This window comes from Mesorhizobium sp. BAC0120, assembly GCF_033542235.1.
Lineage (GTDB): Bacteria > Pseudomonadota > Alphaproteobacteria > Rhizobiales > Rhizobiaceae > JAWRCU01.
The window spans coordinates 71,321-87,282 of the sequence record NZ_JAWRCU010000007.1 but is presented as its reverse complement, the minus strand read 5'-3'; the positions used below and the strand labels follow the sequence as shown (position 1 = coordinate 87,282).

General features: G+C 62.9%; 10 protein-coding genes. 2 read left to right on the top strand and 8 right to left on the bottom strand.

Annotation, left to right across the window (positions count from 1 at the left end):
* Positions 1 to 317: 317 nt before the first annotated feature.
* Together metH and SAZ10_RS17470 are read right to left on the bottom strand one after the other, a co-directional pair.
* A complete protein-coding gene (metH, locus tag SAZ10_RS17475; RefSeq protein WP_318610631.1) occupies positions 318 to 4,100 on the bottom strand; it encodes a methionine synthase in 3,783 nt (1,260 codons plus the stop codon).
* Between the two features lie 158 nt (positions 4,101 to 4,258).
* On the bottom strand, positions 4,259 to 5,200 hold the full coding sequence (locus SAZ10_RS17470) for a DMT family transporter (protein ID WP_318610630.1): 942 nt from the start codon (positions 5,198 to 5,200) through the stop codon (positions 4,259 to 4,261).
* Between the two features lie 401 nt (positions 5,201 to 5,601).
* Here SAZ10_RS17470 and SAZ10_RS17465 point away from each other — a divergent pair, with 401 nt between their 5' ends.
* A complete protein-coding gene (locus SAZ10_RS17465) occupies positions 5,602 to 6,534 on the top strand; it encodes a YbhN family protein (protein WP_318610629.1) in 933 nt (310 codons plus the stop codon).
* 79 nt (positions 6,535 to 6,613) lie between these two features.
* Here the strand turns inward: SAZ10_RS17465 and SAZ10_RS17460 are convergent, their stop codons facing one another.
* From SAZ10_RS17460 to SAZ10_RS17440, 5 genes are read right to left on the bottom strand one after another with little or no spacing between them, the layout of a single operon-like run.
* Entirely contained in the window at positions 6,614 to 8,002 is a 1,389-nt protein-coding gene (locus SAZ10_RS17460; protein ID WP_318610627.1) for an ADP-ribosylglycohydrolase family protein, read from the bottom strand.
* 18 nt (positions 8,003 to 8,020) lie between these two features.
* Positions 8,021 to 8,947: an ABC transporter permease gene (locus SAZ10_RS17455; RefSeq protein WP_318610626.1), complete on the bottom strand. Its 927-nt coding sequence runs from the start codon at positions 8,945 to 8,947 to the stop codon at positions 8,021 to 8,023.
* Positions 8,944 to 10,014 carry an ABC transporter permease gene (locus SAZ10_RS17450; protein ID WP_318610624.1) on the bottom strand — a complete coding sequence of 357 codons (1,071 nt, stop codon included), beginning with the start codon at positions 10,012 to 10,014 and terminating at the stop codon, positions 8,944 to 8,946. Before SAZ10_RS17450 ends, SAZ10_RS17455 begins: the two co-directional genes overlap by 4 nt.
* Entirely contained in the window at positions 10,011 to 11,561 is a 1,551-nt protein-coding gene (locus tag SAZ10_RS17445; protein ID WP_318610623.1) for an ABC transporter ATP-binding protein, read from the bottom strand. Before SAZ10_RS17445 ends, SAZ10_RS17450 begins: the two co-directional genes overlap by 4 nt.
* A gap of 4 nt (positions 11,562 to 11,565) precedes the next feature.
* On the bottom strand, positions 11,566 to 12,675 hold the full coding sequence (locus SAZ10_RS17440) for a BMP family ABC transporter substrate-binding protein (protein WP_318610621.1): 1,110 nt from the start codon (positions 12,673 to 12,675) through the stop codon (positions 11,566 to 11,568).
* Between the two features lie 188 nt (positions 12,676 to 12,863).
* Here SAZ10_RS17440 and SAZ10_RS17435 point away from each other — a divergent pair, with 188 nt between their 5' ends.
* Entirely contained in the window at positions 12,864 to 13,871 is a 1,008-nt protein-coding gene (locus tag SAZ10_RS17435) for a LacI family DNA-binding transcriptional regulator (protein WP_318610619.1), read from the top strand.
* On the opposite strand, the gene SAZ10_RS17430 is transcribed toward SAZ10_RS17435, so the two are convergent.
* Positions 13,868 to 15,925 carry an APC family permease gene (locus tag SAZ10_RS17430; protein WP_318610618.1) on the bottom strand — a complete coding sequence of 686 codons (2,058 nt, stop codon included), beginning with the start codon at positions 15,923 to 15,925 and terminating at the stop codon, positions 13,868 to 13,870. The two genes, SAZ10_RS17435 and SAZ10_RS17430, sit on opposite strands and share 4 nt — an antisense overlap.
* Positions 15,926 to 15,962 lie beyond the last annotated feature (37 nt).

The window sequence follows — 15,962 nt, the reverse complement described above, 5'->3', positions numbered from 1 at the left end:
GTATGTTCCTCCCGGCGAGCATTCGGGAAGCTGAGGCAAACAACAGACGCTCAGACTGCATGCCCGTTGCGAGGAGGTGTGCTCCGGGTCATCGCTTACTCGTGCTGTCCAACCACCAGTCGTGCGGCAACATCAAGGGACGCCGACAGTCGCCCACGAGCGTCCTCATGAAGCGATGGCCGGCCGCAGAGATCGCAACATGCTCCCTGCCGTCAGCCCCGTCGATGACGATCCTAAGAAGCTACGTCGGCAAAATGTTCCACAGCACGCTTCGGTCGCTTCTCACGCTCGCGCGATCATTGCGACCAGGCGCTAAATTACTCGGCCGCTTCCGCAAAAGGTTTATGCGCATAGTTGAGGATCGGCCCGAGCCAGCGTTCGACTTGCGCCACACCCATGTTCTTTCGCCGCGCGTAGTCCTCGACCTGGTCGCGCTCGACCTTAGCGACACCGAAATAATAGCTTTCGGGATGCGACAGATAGATTCCCGAGACAGATGAGCCAGGCCACATTGCCATGCTTTCGGTCAAGGCGACGCCGGCGTTCTGCTCGGCGTCGAGCAGCTTGAACAGCGTCACCTTCTCGGTGTGGTCGGGTTGTGCGGGATAGCCGGGCGCGGGGCGGATCCCCCGATAGGGTTCGCCTATCAGGTCGTCCGGTGCAAAAACCTCGTCCGGCGCATAGCCCCAGAACTCCTTGCGCACGCGCTCATGCAGGCGCTCCGCAAAAGCCTCAGCGAAACGGTCGGCGAGCGCCTTGACCAGGATCGAGCTGTAGTCGTCATTGGCTCGTTCGAACCGCTCTGCAATGGCCACTTCCTCGATGCCGGCCGTCACCACGAAGCCGCCGACATAATCCGACTTGCCGCTCTCGAGCGGCGCGACGAAATCCGAGAGCGCGACGTTGGGCCTGCCGTCGCGCTTGGTGAGCTGCTGGCGCAGGGTGAAGAAGGTGGCGAGCTCCTGCGCCCTGCTCTCGTCCGTGAACAGCCTGATATCGTCGCCGACGGTATTGGCAGGCCAGAAGCCCATGACGGCCCTTGGCGCGAACCATTTCTCGTCAATGATCTTCTTCAGCATATCCTGCGCGTCCTCGAAGAGCTGGCGGGCCGCCGGGCCCTGCTTCTCGTCCTCGAGGATCTTGGGATAGCGGCCCTTGAGCTCCCAGGTCTGAAAGAACGGCGTCCAGTCGATGTAGCGGGCAAGCTCGGCGAGGTCCCAGGTCTCGAACGCCTTCGTGCCTAGGAATGACGGCTTCGGCGGGTCATAGCTCGCCCAGTCGATCCTGTGCGAATTGGCGCGCGCCTTGGTCAGCGGCAGGCGCTGCTTGTCGCGCTCCGAGCGCTCGTGCGCCTCCGTCACCTTCTTGTATTCGGCGCGCACATTCTCGATGTAGCCTGGCCTCGTTTCCGATGACAGCAGGCTCGAGACCACCCCGACCGCGCGGCTGGCATCCGTCACATAGACGGCCTGCCCGCGCTCGTAGCGCGGATGGATCTTCACGGCGGTATGCACGCGGCTGGTCGTCGCGCCGCCAATCAGCAGCGGTATATCGAAGCCCTCCCGCTCCATCTCGGAGGCGACATGGGCCATTTCGTCGAGCGACGGCGTAATCAAGCCGGACAGGCCGATGATGTCGGCCTTCTCGTCGCGGGCCACCTGTAGGATCTTCGTCGCCGGAACCATGACGCCGAGATCGATGATCTCGTAATTGTTGCAGGCGAGCACGACACCGACGATGTTCTTGCCGATATCGTGAACGTCGCCCTTGACCGTCGCCATAACGATCTTTCCAGCGCTCTCACGATCTGCCCCGCCATTGGCGGCCTTTTCGGCCTCCATGTAGGGCAGCAGGACAGCCACAGCCTGCTTCATGACGCGAGCCGATTTCACCACCTGCGGCAGGAACATCTTGCCCGCGCCGAACAGGTCGCCCACCACGTTCATGCCGGCCATCAGAGGGCCTTCGATGACATGGAGCGGGCGCTCGGCATTTTGCCGCGCTTCTTCCGTATCCTGTTCAATGAACTCGGTAATGCCGTTGACCAGGGCGTGTTCGAGGCGCTTCTCGACCGGCCATTCGCGCCAGGCAAGATCCTTCTCCTTGGCCTCCTTCGCGCCGGCTCCTTTGTAGCGCTCGGCGATCTCCAGCATGCGCTCGGTCGCCGTGCCGCCGGCCTTCGGCTTGCGGTTGAGCACCACATCCTCGCAAGCCTCGCGCAGCTCGGGGCCGATGGACTCGTAGACCGCGAGCTGCCCGGCATTGACGATGCCCATATCCATGCCGCGCTGGATGGCATGGTAGAGGAACACGGCGTGCATGGCCTCGCGTACCGGCTCATTGCCGCGGAAAGAGAAGGAAAGGTTCGAAACACCGCCGGACACGTGCGCATGCGGCAGCTTGGCCGTGATCTCGCCCGTTGCCTCGATGAAGTCGACCCCATAATTGTCGTGCTCCTCGATGCCGGTCGCGATCGCGAAGATGTTCGGATCGAAGATGATGTCTTCCGGCGCGAAGCCGGCCTGCTCTGTCAGCAGATGATAGGCGCGCGTGCAGATCTCGACTTTCCGTGCCTTGGTGTCGGCCTGACCCGCCTCGTCGAAGGCCATCACGACGACGGCCGCGCCGTACATCCGACAAAGCCTGGCGTGATGAAGGAACGGCTCCTCGCCTTCCTTCATCGAAATGGAGTTGACGATCGGTTTGCCCTGCACGCATTTCAGGCCGGCCTCGATCACCTCCCATTTGGAGCTGTCGATCATCACCGGCACACGTGCGATGTCCGGCTCGGCAGCGACAAGGTTGAGGTACTCGACCATCGCCTTCCTGGAGTCGATCAGGCCCTCGTCCATGTTGACGTCGATGACCTGCGCGCCGTTCGCCACCTGGTCGCGCGCCACGTCGAGAGCGACCGCGTAGTCGCCGGCGGTGATCAGCTTCCTGAACTTCGCCGAGCCGGTAACGTTGGTTCGCTCGCCGACATTCACGAACGGAATGTTCTTGGTGAGGGTGAACGGCTCCAGTCCGGACAGGCGCATAAGCGGTGAATGTTTCGGGACACTGCGTGGCGCGTGCCTCGACACGGCCTCCCTGATCGCCGCGATGTGCTCGGGCGTCGAGCCACAGCAGCCTCCCACCACGTTGACGAGCCCTTCGCGTGCGAACTCTTCGACCTGGCTCGCCATGAAGTCAGGGCTCTCGTCATACTGGCCGAAGGCGTTCGGCAAGCCGGCATTCGGATAAGCGCAGATGAAGGTATCGGCCGCATCCGACAGCTCGGTGAGGTGCGGCCGCATGGCGGCCGCTCCCAATGCGCAGTTCAGCCCTATCGTGAAAGGTCTCGCATGCCGCACCGAATGCCAGAACGCGGTCGGCGTCTGTCCGGAGAGCGTGCGGCCGGAGAGGTCGGTGATCGTGCCGGAGATCATCACCGGCAGGCGAACGCCCTTCTCTGCGAAGATCTCCTCCGCTGCGAAGATCGCCGCTTTGGCGTTCAGCGTGTCGAAGATCGTCTCGATCAGGATGATGTCGGCGCCGCCGTCGATCAGGCCGCGAAGCTGCTCGCCATAGGCGATCCTGAGGTCGTCGAAGGTGACGGCCCGAAAGCCGGGATTGTTCACGTCCGGCGAGATCGACGCCGTACGGTTGGTCGGACCGAGCGCGCCGGCGACGAAGCGACGTTTCCCGTCCTCCTGTTCGGCACGGATCGCGGCACGGCGCACCAGCCGCGCGCCATCGCGGTTGAGCTCATAAACCATGTCCTCCATGCCGTAGTCGGCCTGCGCGATGCGCGTGGAGGAGAAGGTGTTCGTCTCGATGATATCCGCGCCGGCCTTGGCGTAGGCGTAATGGATATCCTCGATCGCTTTCGGTTGGGTGAGGATCAGAAGGTCGTTGTTGCCCTGCTGATGGCAGGCGCAACCGACGAACCTGTCGCCGCGGAATTGGTCCTCATGAAATCCCAGCCCCTGAATCTGCGTACCCATCGCGCCGTCAAGGATCAGAATACGCTCACGTGCCGCCGCTTCGAGGGCAGCTAGGATTTCGGAACCGTCCGGCTTGGCTGCGACCGGCCCGAAGAGTTCAGCAACTGAGGACATAAGCGACACTCTTCATTCCCGATGCGACAAAGCATAGCATATAAAGACATCTTTATGTCAACATACGAGTCAATTCGTCGCAACGAGTGACACAAGGCGAGGTTCCGGCGCCTGCGTGCAAACCAGAGCCGACCTCCGAGCATGAAGAGCTACGGTTCTCAGATGCTGATAAGCGCAGTTCCCAGAACGGCGAGACCAGCGCCGAACCATGCGCGTCGAGAGGGTGGTTCTCTACTTCTGATCCAAACCATTGGAAGGATCAGCACCGGAGTAATGGACGAAAGGGTGGCAACGATGCCTGCCTCGCCTTCGTGCAACGCGGCCATCAGCAATGACATCCCAAGCACCATCCCGAAGAAGGCGGAACCGATGGCGAGGCCCAGCGCGCCGGGCTGGAATGCTGCCCGGCCGGCGCGGCCGATAGGCAGAGCCAGGATCGCGAGAAAGAACAGCGCTGCCAAACCTGAGCGCACGGCCATCGCGGTGAAAGGCTCAACGCCTGAAGCCATTGCAGGGCGAGCGAACAGCGTTCCAAGCGCCTGACCGAAAGCGGTCACCACACCCAACACCACACCGGGAAAGAGCGGCCCTTTCAGAGGCGGCTTTGGAGCGACCGTCACCGGAATGCTGGATGGGGTTATAACCGGCATCGCAGGCGCGGATGATCCACGGGTGATGAAGCGCCGAGGCGTGCCGATGGCAAGCACGATGCCGCACAGGACAAAAGCGACGCCCAGCGCCTGCTGGAACGTGATCGTTTCGCCAAGCGCGATGTAGCCCATCGTCAGTGCAAACGGCGAGGTCAAGGAGAAGAGCAGCGCGGTGATGCGTGGGCCGACAGAATAGATGGCTGCGAAATAGGTGGTACTGGCTATCGCGATCCCAAAAAAGCTGGAGGCAGCCAGAAATCCGAACTGCCACAGACCGACCGACCGCCATCCACCGATCGAGAGCGAGATGAGCCCTGTCATGACGAAGGCCGCCGTCATCTGCCAACGGGCGAGTTGAAGAAGCGGCACACGTCCTTTCAGCTCGCTGATGAACATCGAGCTCAGGGCAGCGCAGAGCGCAGCCGCTACGGCGAGGATCTCAGAGATCAAGGCAGTCTTCACCAACGGTCTGGAGCGAATCGTTCTTCATTCACCCGTCAGGAATGAAGGAGACTTCGACGCAGTTCATAATATTGATCACCTCGATAGTGACGAGTGCCGAATTGCTACGCCCCCGCCGATAATCACAAATTGCACCTCCCTGCTGGGACTTGCTGCCGGCTGCCCTCCAGCGACGAGCGGGAAGGTTTCAGCGAACTCCGTGCCCCGGATGCACGCCGCTTTGCCTGCCATAGATCAGGTCGGACGCGACCTCTTACCGCAGGCGCCTGAGAACCGGATGGATAGGGGAAGGGAGTGGCTTCTGTGCAATCATTCGCAACATGTGCTCCTTTCCGTACTATGGGATTGGCGAGCCAACCGCGAGCTGTTGGCAAAAGAAGGAGGTGTCTTTGGAGGTCGGAAAGCATGTGTGGCCAGTCGTCGGCCTCGTCGCGGTCCTGTTTTCGGCATGGTTGCTCTATGGGGAGTTGCGCAACATGTCGCTTGATGACCTTTGGGACAGCCTCACGGCCATCTCCCTACGCGATTGGCTGCTTGCCATAGCTGGGACGCTCCTCGCCTATGCCGCCCTTGCCGGATACGACCACGTCGCATTGCTGCACCTGCGGCGGCACGTCGACTGGCGCTTTGTCACTGTGTGCTCCTTCACCACCTATGCCCTCTCGCACAACATCGGAGCATCTGTCTTTTCAGGTGGGCTCGTGCGCTATCGCGCCTATAAGTCGCGCGGCCTTTCCGGCAGCGAGGTGGGGATACTGGTCGCCCTATGCTCCGTCACCTTTGCGCTGGGGGCAGTGATCCTGATGGGGGCCGTCCTGATCCTGGAGCCAGAGTTCACCGAGCGATTTGCAGATCTGCTGCCGCTGCAGGTTTCGACCTTCATGGGCGTGCTTCTGCTGCTCGGTGTGGCGCTCTACATGTTGGGCAGCTTTCTGAAGCTCCCTCCGCTGAAACTGGGCTCACTGAAGCTCGAATATCCCCGTCCCGAGATAGTGTTGCGCCAGCTCGTGGTCGGCCCGATCGAACTCATCGGGGCGGCTGCGATCATCTACTTCACACTTCCGGAGACCGGAAATCCTGGCTTCGTCGTGGTGCTGGGCATCTTTCTCACCTCATTTTGTGCGGCGCTGCTGTCGCACGCCCCAGGTGGCTTGGGGGTTCTCGAGCTGGTCTTCATCATCGGCTTGCCCGAAATGGCGCCAGAGGACGTGCTGGCAGCGCTTCTCGTCTTCCGCCTGCTCTATCTGCTCATTCCATTGGCGGTTGCTCTGCTCGTCGTCCTCGGCTTCGAGCGTGGCCAGTTCCTTCGATCGAGGGACTAGGCCGAGGACTTGGTTGCCGCTGCGATCGACACCGCGGTTCGGCAACCGCCTCGCGAGATCAGACATCCAGCAGGAACAACTACCAATGCCATTTGCGGACAGCGTCGACCGTCTGCGCCACCAGGTTCCCGAAGGGAATCGTCGCCGGGCGACGCATATAGGTGACGATGTCGCCGGCCAGCAGCGGCGCTGACCAGCGCTGGTCGATGATGCCGCTGCCCTGCTGGATCGCCAGCACGCACAGGATCTGCGCGGCATTGCAGTCGACGTCATGGCCGATGCCGCAGACAATTTCGAGCGTTCGGTCGAAATCACCTTTGCCGAACCACAGCGCCACGACTTGCGCGGCGGCGTTGGGGTAGACGTGGATCCAGTTATATTCGACGTAGCGTTCGTCGCAGCGAGACCAGGCCGACTGCCAGTCCGGCGAAGTGCGGCAGGCATCGAGCGCGAAAGCGAGAACCTGGCCGTATTCGGATTCGGTCGAAAACAGGGCTATCGTCGATTCCAGCAGCCGGTTCGCGTCGGGCTCGCTGAACGCGCGGGCGGCGAGCACCGCGTTGAACACTTCGCCCAGGATGCCGTTCGCCGCATGCGAGATTTCGCCGTCGATCCAGGCGAGCCGGGCCGCTTCGCGTGGCAGGCCGGGCGCCACCATGCCGCAGATGGTGCCGCGCATCTGCGCGCCAATCCACTCGTCGAACGGATTGTCTGTCGTCGCGGTTTCCGGCGGCACCAGGCCTCGCCTTATGTTGGCCAGCGCAACCGCCTCGGCCGACCACGCCATCGGGATGAGCGATGTCCATCTCTCGGAGATATCCACGCCCGTTACCGCATGCCCCTTCTCGGCAAAGGCCTCGAGGAAGGCGATCTCGAAGGTGATGTCGTCATTGTAGGTGTTGGGCTCGCGCACGTAGCCCCTGATCGGCCCGAACACCTTCATGATGTTTTCGGCCGAATAGCCTTCAAGCGCCGTGCCTGCCGCCGCGCCTACGAGCTGCGCCAGCCAGCCCCCACGGATGCGATCTGCGAAGTCCTCGCTGCCGACGTCAATTGCGGCGTCGGCCGGCCAGGTCACCGTCGCGTCGAACTCGTCCCATGAGCGGTAGCGGACGGTCTTTTGCGAGGGATGTTGCGGGTCGGGGCGCGCGGCGCGCATCAGCACGCGCAACCGCATGTCCAGCGTATAGAGCCGCTCGAAGTCACCCTTTTCGACCACGGCAATGCCCTCCCGCAGCAATACCTCATAGGGTGCCAGCACAAAGCCCTTGCTCTCGAGGGACTGCAGCGCGCCCGCCATGAGGTTCTCGGGAGCGGCCGAACCAGGCACCTTGCTCTTCCAAAACAGCGACATCGCGAAGTCCTGCGCGTTCATGTGCGCGCTGGCGTCCCAGGTCTGCTCCTCGGCCGAACGGACGACCGGCTCGGTGTTGCGCAAGAGGTCGCGGGTGAGTTCCCATGCCTTCATGGTTCTTCCTGTCTTTCGCTATGAGAGTTGCGCAATGCGTGCGAGAGCGCGGCGACGGCTCGCCCAGAACGTCAGAACGACGATCGGCACGACATAGGGGATCATCTGCATCAGCTCATTGGGCAGGCCGAGGCTCTGCATCGTGATGGCAAGCGTCTCGGCGATCGCGATCACGACCGCAGCCGCCAGGGTGCCCCAGGCGCTGGCTGCTCCCATCACCTCGACCGCGATCGCGATGAAGCCGCGACCGGCCGTCATGTTCTGCGCGAACCAGCTGACGTAACCCATTGAAAGGTAAGCTCCTGCCAAGCCGCCGAACACGCCGGAGAGCATCAACGCCAGCATCTGCACCCGAGCGACCCGGATGCCTGCGGCCGCGGCCGATTTCGCGTCGACCCCGACGGCGCGCAGATGCAGGCCGAACGGCGTGCGCCAGACAAGCAGGCTCACGACCGGTACAGCCAGCAATGCGAGGTAAGTGAGAACGTGATGTCCGGACAGGAGAGTCCCGAGTACCGGGATTTGGTCAATGACCGGCAGCCTTATGCTGGGGAGCACGCCGCTCTTCAGCGAGCCTGACATGCCCTTGTCGCCTGTCGCGAAAAAGAGGCCGAGCGTGGTGGCGGCCGATGCCGCGAGGTTCAGCGCGATACCGGTTATGATGAGATGCGCGCCCAGCTTGTTGACGATGATTGCCATCAGGGCGCCGATGGCGGCGCAGAGCAGAACTGCGGCGAGCAGGCCGAGCCAGGCGCTGCCGATCCAGGCGCTGACCAACACGCCGGACAGCGCGCCCGACAGCATCATGCCTTCCATGCCGATGTTGAATACGCCCGCGCGATCGGAGATCAGGACGCCGAGAGCCGCCAGCAGCAGCGGCGTCATCACTCTCAGCACGGTCGCGAACAGCGCGGGATCCGTGAGCAGCTCGAGCATGGAGGTCATGACGGCTGCACCTCGGCGCGACGGAACCTTCTTATCAGCCTGAGCAGCTTCGGGTTCTGGAAGATGGCACTCGCCGTGACGGTGAGCATGATAGCGGCCGTGATCAGGCCCACCACTTCCGTCGGGATTCCAACTTCCTGGGAAAGGATGTTGCCGCCGACCTGCAGGTAGCCAAGGAAGAGCGCAGCGGGCAGGACAAGGAACGGGTTCTCGCGCGCCAGGATGGCGACGACGATGCCGGTCCAGCCGAGGCCTGGGAGCTGCGTCCAGGAGAAACGCGGGTAGAGGCCGAGCACTTCGATCGCGCCCGCCATGCCGGCGATTAGGCCGCCGGCTACCTGCGCTGCCATCACGATCCGTCCGGCCGGGAGACCGAGATGGGTGGCAAAGCCCGGGCTCGCGCCGATGATCCTGAGGTTGAGGCCTGGCCGTGTCATGAAGAGCCACACGCCCGCGGCGAGGCACGCTACCACCGCGATGATCGCACCACTGTTCAGTCGCGTCCCGGGCAGGAGCCGCTCCAGCCGGGCCTCCGCCGGAATGCGGTACGACATCATTGCCCCCGCGGCAGGATCGCGCAGCACATAGTTCAGCACGAAGATGCCTGCGAACAGGATCGCATAGTTGAGGACCAGCGAGGTCACCATTTCCGAGGCATCGTGCCGGATGCGCAAATAGCCGGGGACGATGCAGGCAAGACTGCCGACAGCGGCTCCGATCGCCACAGCCAGCAGCGGCGCGGCAAAACCGGGTAGCGGCAAGAGCAGCACCGCCGCCGTTGCGGCAAGCCCCCCGAGAAAGAAGCCACCCTCGGTGCCGAGATTGAACAGGCCGGACCTGAAGATCACAGTCGCGGCAAGGCCGGTCAGCGCGATCGGTGTGGCGACCTCGGCGATGTTCCCGATATGGCGAACGCTGTCGAGCGGACCGATGAGGAAGCTCGTCAGCACAGCGAGCGGTGCGGGCTGCAACAGTGCAAAGGGGATAAGCACGATCAGAACGACCGCTGCAGCCACGACGGCAGTGACGACGAGCTGGATAAGGCCCGCGAGAATGCTGCGGTTCATGATGCCGCCTTCAGCCCAAGCATGAAGGGCCCTAGCCGGTCGGGTGTGAGTTCGGCTCCGTTGCGGAACTCTGCGGCGATGCGCCCGGCAAACAGCACGATCACGCGATCCGACAGACGCAGCAGCTCGTCCAGATCGGCCGTTACGAGCAGGATGGCTGAGCCGCTCCGCGCGACCTCATCCAGTCGTCTGTGCAGGAACGCGGCGGCTGCCACGTCGATGCCGCGCGTCGGCTCGTCGGCGATCAGGAATTTCGGCCGCGTCGCAAGCTCGCGTGCGGCGATCAGCTTCTGGGCATTGCCGCCCGACAGCGAATCCAGTCGTTCATGGATGCCGGGGTTGCGTACAGAATAGTCAGCGATCATCCCGCGGACGCGCGCCGCAATGGCGTTGCGTCGCAGGAACGGTCCGCGCTGCAGCTCCTCGTCGCCATCCGTGCCGGCGATCCCGTTTTCGACCAAGCTCAGGGCCGGCGCACCGCCCTGCCCGAACCTGTCGGCTGGCAGGTTCGCGAGCCCTGCCCTGCGCCATGTCAGGCGGTCGGCCACCGTCATGTCGTGGCCATTGAAAATGATCCTACCGGAAACGGGCTTCATAAGGCCACTGAGCACCGATACGAGGCCGCGCTGGCCACTGCCTTCCACGCCCGCGACCCCGACGATCTCGCCGGCGCGAAGCGTGAGGGAAATCTCCTTGATCCGGTCGGCGGCGTTGCGCGCGTCCGTCGAGACGTTTTCGACGACCAGTACCGCAGGACCGGCCGCCTGGGCAGGAACGCGCCGGGCGACCTCGACTGCGCGGCCCATCACCATCTGCATGATCGCATCGTCCGGCACATCCGCGAGCTTCGATGTGCCGGCCAGCTGGCCGCCGCGCAGCACGGTGACGCTTTCGGCCAGCGCACGCACCTCGTTCAGCTTGTGCGAAATGAAGATGATGGTCATCCCCCGGTCGCGCAGATCGCGCAGGCGGTGGAACAGCTCCTCGATTTCGGGCGGAGACAACACCGCCGTCGGCTCGTCCAGGATCAGTATGCGCGTATCGCGCGATAGCGCCTTGAGGATCTCGACCTTCTGCTGCGCCGCCACGGAGAGGCGGCCCGTCACTGCATCGGGATCGACGGAGAGGTCGTATTGCTGGCTGAGCGTCCTGACCAGCTGCTTGGCTTTGGCACGATCGATCACCAGGCCTTTTCGCGGTTCATGGCCAAGGATGATGTTCTCGGTCACCGTCAGGGTCGGGATCAGCGAGAAATGCTGGTGCACCATCCCCATGCCGTGCTGGCCGGCGAAATCGGCGGCCCCGGTGGCAACTGGCCTGCCGTCGAGCAGGACCGCGCCCGCCGTCGGCTCGAGCAAGCCGAACAGGATTTTCATCAGCGTCGACTTGCCGGCGCCGTTCTCGCCGCAGACGGCGTGGATCGAGCCCTTCCGGATCGCGAACGAGACGTCGCTCAGCGCGACCGTGCCGTTCGGGTACGTCTTTGAGACGCCATTGAAGGCGACGGCCGGCACCTCGTCCGCAATGTCGGGGCCGGCATCACGCATCAGATCAGGGCCGCACGCTCTCGCGGAGCTTGGCGACCTGCTCGGTCGACATGCCGAAGGCGGTCGGCACCCTGATCTCGCCGCTCGCGATTTTCTCCTTTGCAGATTTGACCGCGGCAAGCACGTCAGGCGTGGCGAGCTTGGCCATATTGCCGCTCTCGACCAGTCCGACGGCGCCTTCGCTCAAGCCGACCGCCTTGCCCGAGCCGAATGGCAGCTTGCCCTCGGCGTAAAGGTCATAGGCCTGCAGCAGGCTGACATCCACATTCTTCAGGACCGAGCTGATCACCTGCGAAGCGATCGCCGGATCGCTCTCGGCAAAGATCGCCTCCTGATCGGAATCGACACCGAGCACGAACTTGCCGGTTTCCTTGGCCGCCGAGAGCTGACCCAGTCCGGCCTGCGAAGCCGCGGTGAAGCCGATGCCGACGCCCGAGCGGTATTGCGCGAGGCCAAGCTCTTTTCCCTTGGCGGCATCAGTGAAGGAGCCGGCATAGGAGACCGCGACCTTCACATCCGGGCTGACCGATTGCGCGCCGGCGATGTAGCCGACCAGAAAGTCATTGATGACCGGGATATCCATGCCACCGAGGAAGCCGAGCGCCGTGCCGGCATCAGCGGGCAGCTTGCCCGATTTCAGAAGCGATGCAGCAAGCACGCCGCCGAGATAGGAGCCCTCGTTCTGCTTGTATTGGATCGAATAGACATTATCGAAGCCGCCCTCCTGGTAAGGCACGGTGGCATCGTAGAGGATGTATTTCTTATCAGGATATTGCTTGGCGACCTCGCCGAGCGTCTCGGAGATCGAGTAGGTCCCGGCGATGATCAGGTTCCAGTCCTTCTCGGAGGCATCGAGCAGGGCAGGCTCCCATTTGGTGGGATCATCGCCGATCTCCAGGACCCGCGTCTCGACTTTGTCGCCATATTTCTGCTTGATCATTTCGATGCCGCGATTGGCGGAATCGAAGAAGGACTTGTCGCCGAGCGCGCCGTTGATGATCAGCAGGATCTTGTCGGCTGCTGACGCCTGCGAGGCGGCGGCGCAAAGCACGAGAGCCGAAGCCGCCAGCCCGGCGGAAAGATGTAAAACCGAGCGCCTGGTGAACTGACTCATTTTATTCCCTCCCTCGCGAGAAGGCTGCACAGTCGATCGCGCGTGGCCGGCCCTACCCCGGCGCATCGAAGCGACGCACAGCCGATTTAATCGTGTAAACTCAAATCAGTTCGCACCTCGCTCTGTCAAGCAAATTCGTTTAAACGTATAAACGAACTGCAACTTTCCACTGCTTGGCCTTTGGCGCGATGAGTTACGAAAAACGGCTGCGGAGCCCGACCATCAAGGATGTCGCTGAGGCCGCCGGCGTTTCGTCGGCGACGGTTTCCTACGTGCTCAACAACCTTAACAAGGTCACGCCGGAAGTCGATGCCCATGTTCGCCGCATCGCGCGCGAACTGGGATATCAGCGAAACCGGGCCGCGACCGCACTGAAGACGGGACGCAGCCACGCCATCGGCTGCATCGTGCCATCGCTGGTGAGCCCCGTTTTTCCAGAGATCACCCAAGCCGTGCAGCTGCGCGCTGAGGAGCATGGCTTCGCCACGTTCGTGATCGACTCCGGCGGCGGCGTCCAACGCGAAGCCCAGGCTGCGCGCACGCTCTTCACGCACGGCGTCGACGGCGCGGTTGCCGTGCTCAGCACCCATTCCAGCATCACCGACCCGCCTCTGTTTCCACTCGTCGCAATCGACCGCCAGATTGTTGGGCTCGACAGCGTTCAGGCTGACCACCACACCGGCGGCCGGCTCATGGCCGAGCATGCCTTCGCGCTCGGTCACCGCAAGATCGGATTGCTGTCGGGCGAGCAGGATCTTGCCAGCAGCCGCGAGCGCCGTGACGGCTTCCTCGAGGGCGCGCGAGGCAGGCTGGACATCGTCTGGGACATCCATGTTCCGCTGCTTTCCACATTGCCGCGGGAGGCCACGCGAGCCATTGCTCGCAGGAAGGTGAGCCTGATCGCCTGCGTCAACGACCTTGTCGCGATCTCGGCGCTCAGCGTGCTTCGCAAGGAGGGCATCGACGTTCCGAGCGAAGTTTCCGTCATCGGCTTCGATGATATGCAGTGGTCGGCATGGCCGCTGATCGGTCTTACGACGATCCGGCAGCCGCTGGCCGAGCTCGGCCGACGCGCGGTCGACCTCCTGATCCGCCGCTTGGACGAACCGAAGTCGGAGATCGAGAACATGGTCCTGCCGGTCTCGCTGGTACAGAGAGCTTCGACGGCGCCTTTCCCCTCCCCGCATGGCTGCTAGTTGTCGTGGTCGCTTGAGCAGGAAGAGATCGCCTGCCGTACCTGGTCAGTGGCGCCATGCAAACCGCTGACTGAGGAAGGCTCGGATCTTGTCGAGCCGGCCCTCACTTCCGACGGCTCGGTGATGATCGCGTCCTCGATCTTCGGCTCCTTCAGATACCAAGGCATCGATATCACAACCACGTTGGATCCTCCGAACTGCAACAGCTTCGAGTGCAGCCGACGGGCGCGATGCGTGTGCATGAGAGATTGCCACCAGCTTGTCTTCACGATTTCGGGCAACAACACCGCGATGGTGCGGTCGGCGAACTCGTCTTCCAACTCCTTGATGAGCTTCAGAAGCGGCCCGTGCATCAGCCTGTAGTCGGCACTGAGAAGAAGCAACCTGGGCGGCTTGACGCCGGCAGCTCTCGCAGGCGCCTCGACGTCCTTCGCCCACATGCCGCGGATCGCCCGCTCTTCCTCCTCGCCTTCCTCTCCGGCCAACCTGGTGACGTGCACGGCTATGATATCGGGTGACAACCGAAAGGCGAAGCTCAGGGCCTTGTCGGTGAGTTTGTTCCATCGTTCCGTAACGACAAGAACGACAGGCGCTTCCATGCGGTCAAGGCTGATCGGCCCAGCCTCGCGCAGCGTTGCGTCGAGCCGGTCGTAGTAGCGCCGCACCTGGTGCAGGAGCACGATCACCGTTGGGATGACGATCACCGTAATCCAGGCTCCCTCCTTGAATTTCGCCGCAACGATGACGATCAGGGCGAGCCCGGTAATTGTTGCCCCCGCGGCGTTGACCGCGAGGTGAGCCTGATGGGCCGCGCGGGTCCTGGTGTCCTTAGCCGAGCGCAGTGCTTTGACCCAGTGCACGACCATGCCCGTCTGAGACAGGGTGAATGTAAGGAATGCGCCTATCGCGAAGAGCGGAATCAAGCGGTCGGTTATGCCGCCGAAGACGATGAACAGAATGCCTGCGGTGACTGCGAGGTAGAGAATGCCGACCGAGAAAACCAGCCGGCGACCGACCACCGCAAACGGACGGGGGAGGAAGCCATCTTCCGCCACCATCCGGCAAAGCCTTGGGAAATCGACGAAGCTGGTGTTTGCAGAAAGAGCGAGCACGCACAACAGGCTTGCCATGGCGATGTAGTAAAAGACGCCATCGCCTACGACAGCCTGCGCAAGTTGCGACAGCACGCTTTGATAGCCTTCCTTTTCCTGGTTCATCGCAAGGATGCGGTAGTGTTGGGCGAGGAAGGCGATGCCGCCGAGCAGCAGCCCGAGGATCAGGCAAATTGCCGCGAGGGTGCGTCGGCCGTATCTCAGGGTGGGCTCCTTGAAGGCGCTCATCCCGTTGCTGACGGCCTCTACTCCGGTCATGGCGGTGCATCCACTCGCAAAGGAGTGCATGAGCAGCCACAGGCCAGCCGTTCCGGCAACTGCGGGCAATGGCGGCGGCGAAATCACCGGCACCGGCTGGCCGCCCGAAGCGACCGTTCTCCAAACCCCGATCCCGAGGATCAGCATGAAGCTCGCCACGAACAGGTAGGTTGGCAGGGCAAACAGCCGGCCGGCATCCATCGTGCCGCGCAGGTTCGCGATTGTGACCAGCACGAGGATGCCAAGGCAAAGCGGCAGTATGTAGGGGTGCAGCGAGGGCACTGCGGAGACCAGCGCGCCGACCCCCGCCGAGATTCCCACCGCTACGTTGAGCACGTAGTCCACCATCAGGCCTGCCGCGGCGAGAAGGCTGATATTGCGGCCCAGGTTTTCTCTCGAGACGATGTAGGAGCCGCCATTATTCGGATAGGCGGCGATCGTCTGCCGGTATGAAAGATAAAGGATCAAGAGGAGGCCGACGATGGCCGCCATGATGGGTCCGATATAGGCAAGTCCGGCTGCGCCGAGCGGGATCAGGATGGTCAGTGCGGCCTCGGGCCCATAAGCTGACGAGCCCAGTCCGTCCAAGCCCATCGCCGGCACGCCTTCGAAGGTGCCGATCTTGCGGTCCTGCTGCTCGCGGTTCGCCAGTCTTCGCCCAAGAATCCAGCCGAGTATGGCCATGTCGACAGTCCAAATGCTTCGACCGAATGGCTACGGC